The organism is Roseicyclus sp., assembly GCF_052168335.1.
In the GTDB taxonomy this organism is placed as follows: Bacteria; Pseudomonadota; Alphaproteobacteria; order Rhodobacterales; family Rhodobacteraceae; genus Roseibacterium.
Window position 1 is genome coordinate 1 of sequence record NZ_JBQLZP010000661.1, and the last position, 4,542, is coordinate 4,542.

The 4,542-nt window shown below is 73.6% G+C and carries 6 protein-coding genes; 1 reads left to right on the top strand and 5 read right to left on the bottom strand.

Translation table 11 applies throughout. The annotated features are described in order from the left end of the window. The coding region (locus tag ACTS11_RS20120) for a hypothetical protein (protein ID WP_442642063.1) at positions 1–778 on the top strand (778 nt) is incomplete at its 5' end. On the opposite strand, the gene modC is transcribed toward ACTS11_RS20120, so the two are convergent. The 5 genes from modC to ACTS11_RS20145 all read right to left on the bottom strand — a co-directional run bounded on the left by modC (position 758) and on the right by ACTS11_RS20145 (position 4,334). Further along, complete coding sequence (modC, locus tag ACTS11_RS20125) at positions 758–1,855, bottom strand: molybdenum ABC transporter ATP-binding protein (RefSeq protein WP_442642064.1); 1,098 nt, start codon at positions 1,853–1,855, stop codon at positions 758–760. The genes ACTS11_RS20120 and modC overlap by 21 nt on opposite strands. After that, positions 1,855–2,547, bottom strand: coding sequence for a molybdate ABC transporter permease subunit (modB, locus tag ACTS11_RS20130; protein ID WP_442642065.1), 693 nt, complete (start codon positions 2,545–2,547; stop codon positions 1,855–1,857). Before modB ends, modC begins: the two co-directional genes overlap by 1 nt. A gap of 9 nt (positions 2,548–2,556) precedes the next feature. Next, positions 2,557–3,333, bottom strand: a complete 777-nt coding sequence (gene modA / locus ACTS11_RS20135; protein WP_442642066.1) for a molybdate ABC transporter substrate-binding protein — start codon at positions 3,331–3,333, stop codon at positions 2,557–2,559. Between the two features lie 77 nt (positions 3,334–3,410). Next, the gene (locus ACTS11_RS20140; protein ID WP_442642067.1) at positions 3,411–3,893 is read right to left on the bottom strand and encodes a GNAT family N-acetyltransferase; all 483 of its coding nucleotides are present in this window, start codon (positions 3,891–3,893) and stop codon (positions 3,411–3,413) included. A gap of 114 nt (positions 3,894–4,007) precedes the next feature. Then, entirely contained in the window at positions 4,008–4,334 is a 327-nt protein-coding gene (locus ACTS11_RS20145) for a hypothetical protein (RefSeq protein WP_442642068.1), read from the bottom strand. Positions 4,335–4,542: the final 208 nt, after the last annotated feature.

Here is a 4,542-nt window from a genome sequence, read left to right on the forward strand (position 1 = left end):
CGCCTTCCTGCGGATCGGGCCAGCCGGCCTCCGCATCGGGCGTGCGGCGCTCGGTCGGTCGGTGGCGGTGACGCTGGGCTTCCAGCTCGTCCTGCCCTCCGCCGTGGCGCTGGTGCTTCTCTGGGCGGACCTCCTCTCCGGCCCGCTCGCTCTGGGTGCGGTCCTGATCCTCTCGGCCGCGCCGATCACCGGGGCCGCGCCCATCGCCGCGATGGCGGGCGGCGACCCCGCGCCCGCGCTCCGGCAGACGGTGCTCGGCACCATGCTCCTGCCGCTGACGGTGCTGCCGGTCTTCGCGCTGGCGCCCGCCTTCGGCGACGCGGGCGCGATCTTCGGCACGGCGCTGAGGCTGCTCGGCGTCATCGCGCTGGCGGGCGGGGTCGCGCTTGCCTTGCGCGCGCGCGGGATCGTGCCCGAGACGCGGGAGGCGGCGACGATGATCGACGCGGCCTCCGCCGTCCTGCTCGGCGTCGTCGTCGTGGGGCTGATGGCCGGGGCGGCGACCGCGCTCCGCGAGGCTCCGGGGGCGCTGGCACTGACGCTGGCCGCCGTCTCGGCGCTCGGCTTCGGGCTCCAGGCGGTGACGGCGCGTTTCTGGCCGAAGGCGGAGGCGGCGGCCCCGATGGCCGTCGTCGCGGGCAACCGGAACGTGGCGCTCTTCCTCGGCGTCCTGCCCGCGCCGCTGATCGACGAGCTGATGCTGGTGATCGGCTGCTACCAGGTGCCGATGTACCTGACGCCGCTGGTTCTGCCGTGGCTATTGCGGCTGCGCCGTTGAACCACCGACATCTCCGGGCGCGACGGAGACCGTCTTGACGATCGCGTGGACCGGCATCCCCTCGGCCAGCCCCAGCGCGTCGGCCGACCGGCGGGTGATGCGCGCCAGCACCCGGCCCGCCGCGGTCTCGACCGCCACGATCACGCCGGGGCCGCCGCCGCCCCGGACCTCCCGCACGGTGCCGGGCAGGATGTTGAGCGCCGAAAGCCCCTCGGGCCGCCCGCGCGACAGGATCACGTCATGCGCCGCGATGCGCACGCGGAGTCGCGTGCCCACGTTTCGCGCCACGCGCGGGAGGAACAGGGGCACGCCGCCCGCGTCGAGCTCGGTCAGGCCGTCCTCGTGATGCGCCGCCACGCGCGCGGTCAGGACCGCACCCGCCTCGCGCGCGCCGGCGGGCAGGACACCCGGATCGCCGAGGACCGCTTCGGCCGGACCCTGCGCGACGACGCGGCCCGCCTCGAGCGCGACGACCGTGGTGGCAAGCCGCGCGACCTCGGAGGCCGCGTGGCTGACATAGAGGATCGGCACCGAGACCTCGTCGCGCAGCCGCTCGAAATAGGGCAGGATCTCGGCCTTGCGCGCCTCGTCGAGCGCCGAAAGCGGCTCGTCCGCGAGGATCAGGCGCGGCGCGGAGAGGAGCGCGCGGCCGATGGCGACGCGGCTCTTCTCGCCGCCCGACAGCGCGCCCGGCCGCCGGTCGAGGAGGTGCCCGATCCCGAGGAGGTCGACGACCCGGCCGAAATCCTCGCGCGGGGCGTCCTTCGGCGCGAACCACGCCCCGTAGCGCAGGTTCTGCCGCACCGTCAGATGCGGAAACAGCCGACCCTCCTGGAAGACGTAGCCGAGGCGTCGGCGGTGCGGCGGAAGGCGGACGCCCTTGTCGGTGTCGAGGAGCACCCAGTCCCCGCTCGCGATGCGCCCGGCGTCGGGCATCAGGAGGCCCGCGACCGCGTTCACGATGGTCGTCTTGCCCGAGCCCGACCGCCCGAACAGGACCGTCACCCCCGGCGGCGCGCGGAAGGCGGCGTCGAGCGTGAAGCCCTCGAAGGCGTGGCGGACCGAGACCTCCAGCATCAGCGGCCCCCGACCCTGTCGGCGACGCGGCGGCCGATGATCTCGGACAGGAGGAGCGCGCCCATCGCCACCACGACCGAGACGATCACCAGCGTCATGGCCGAGCCCTCGCCGCCCGGCACCTGGAGGAAGGCGTAGATCGCCGACGGGATCGTGCGCGTCTCGCCGGGGATGTTGGAAACGAAGGTGATCGTCGCGCCGAATTCCCCCATCGCCTTGGCGAAGGCGAGGATCGCGCCCGCGACGATGCCGGGCAGCGCCATGGGCAGCGTGACGGTCAGGAAGACCCAGAGAGGCGAGGCGCCCAGCGTCGCGCCCGCCTCCTCGAGCCTGGGGTCGATCGCTTCGATGGACAGGCGGATGGCGCGCACCATGAGCGGGAAGGCCATGACCCCCGCCGCCAGCGCCGCCCCCGTCCAGCGGAAGGCGAAGACGATGCCGAACTCGGCGAGGACGCCGCCGATGGGCCCGCGCGTGCCGAATGTCAGGAGGAGCAGGTAGCCCGTCACCACCGGCGGCAGGATCAAGGGCAGATGCACCAGCCCGTTCAGGAGCTGCTTGCCCGGAAAGCTCCATCGCGCCAGCGCGTAGGCCGTGAGGATGCCGAGCGGCAGGCTGACCAGCGTGGCCCAGAACGACACGCGAAGCGAGAGCGCCACCGCCTGCCATTCCTCCGGGCCGAGCCAGTCCATGCCGCGCCGTCACTCCGCCAGGAACGTGAAGCCCTGCCGCTCGAAGGCCGCCCGCGCCTCGGGTCCGCGCAGGTAGGCGAGGAACGCGGCCTCCGCTTCCGTGTCGCGGGTGGCGAGATCGGCGGCGGGGTAGACGATCGGCGGATGGCTGTCGGCCGGGAAGGTCCCCACGATGGTCACGTTGTCCTCGGCGGCGGCATCGGTCGCATAGACGATGCCATAGGGCGCCTCGCCCGCCGCCACAAGCGCGAGCGCCGCGCGCACGTTGTCGGACTGCGCGACACGCGGGGCGACCGCCTCCCAGATGCCGAGGCTCTCGAGCGCGGCCTTGCCGTAGACGCCCGCGGGCACCGCGTCGACCAGCGCCATGGCGAGCCGCCCCTCGCCGACGAGACCGGCGAGGTCGAAACCCGCGCCGATCTCGACCGGCGCCGCCTCCGTCCCGTGGGCGACGAGCACCAGCGTGTTGCCGAGAAGATCGAAGCGGGTGCCGGGCTCGACCAGACCGTCGGCCTCGATTGCGTCCATCCAGTCGGTGCTGGCCGAGATGAAGATGTCCGCCGGCGCGCCCTGCTGGATCTGCCGGGCGAGCGCGGACGACCCGGCGAGCGACACGGTGAGGTCATGGCCCGTCGCCGCCTCGAAGCCCTGTTCGATCTCGGCCAGCGCGTTGGCCATGCTGGCGGCGGCGAAGACGGTTATCTGCTCGGCCCGGGCGGTGACGGGAAGCACCGCGAGGGCGGCGAGGAGCGCGGCGAAGACGACGCGAGTGGATTCTGCGGACATGCTGAGACCCTGTTCGCACAGGCGTTATGTTTCTCTGGAAACATCGCCGAGACACGGGGCGCTGGCAACCGATATCTTCATTCGGGAATATCGGCCCGTTCCACCGGCGGCCCGGGCGGAAGCGGTTTCGTCATCCGGTCCGGGTCGGCACCGACCGCAGGCAGGTAGCCACGCCCGAGATAGAAGCGCCGGGCCGTCTTCGTGCTCGTCAGCGTCATCGCCGCGGCGCCCCGCTCCGACGCCTCGCGCTCGAGCGCCGCGATCATCGCCGTGCTGACGCCCCGGAAGCGCGCGTCCGGCGAGACGTAGTTGAGCAGCACCTCGCCATCCGCCCGGACCGCACCGACGGCGACGATGCTGTCCCCCTCCTCCGCGACAAGCAGCGCCGCGCCCGGCGCATTCACCCAGACCCGCCACGTGTCCAGGGTCTTGTTGGCGAGCCACGAGGCGAGGCGGGCGGGGTCGTCGCGATGATCCTCCACGCAAAGCTCCGAGATCGCGCGGCGCAGGACCGCAACCGCCTGCGGGCCGTCCTCGTCCCTCGCGCGCCGTATCCGCATCGCTGCCCCCTCCGCTTCGCGCCGACACGGATGAGGATGACATGCGCGCGCCCTGACCGCTCGCGCTTTCCGATGGCGAAAGGCGGTGCTGCGGCGCGCCGCCGGTGGCGCGGCTCAGAGTGCGACGAGCACCACACCCGCAATCAGGACGACGAGCGCGAGGACGCCGAGCCCCGCGAAGCGGAGCGGCGTGCCGCCCGGTTGCAACGCGCCCGGCGTGCGGCGCTCCCGCTCGGGCTCGGCGGCGCCGTCGCGCGCCGGATGCGCCACCTCGGCCTCGTAGGCTCGCCGGCGTTGCGCCTCGGAGGGCGGCGTGCCCGCGGCCTCGTCATCGGTGCCGAGCGGTGCGGCCGACGGGTCGGAGAAGTTGACCTTGTCCCCGGCCTCGCCCCGGTCAATGGCGTCGCGGAGCTGGTCCGAGGTGGGTTTCCTTTCTGGCATCTGGCGGCCTCTCGCTCCCGGTGGCGGGCGCCGCCGATCTCTCGCGGCGCCTCTCGCGTGGGAACGCATGCCGCCGCCCTCACGTTCCCGGCCGCGCCGCCCCGCGCGGCGCGCCGCCCCGCGCGTGGCGGAGGATCGCCGCCCGCCGAGCGGTATTCTCGTGCGCCCCCCTTGCGGGCGTCTTGCGGCACCCGATCTCTCTGGCGCG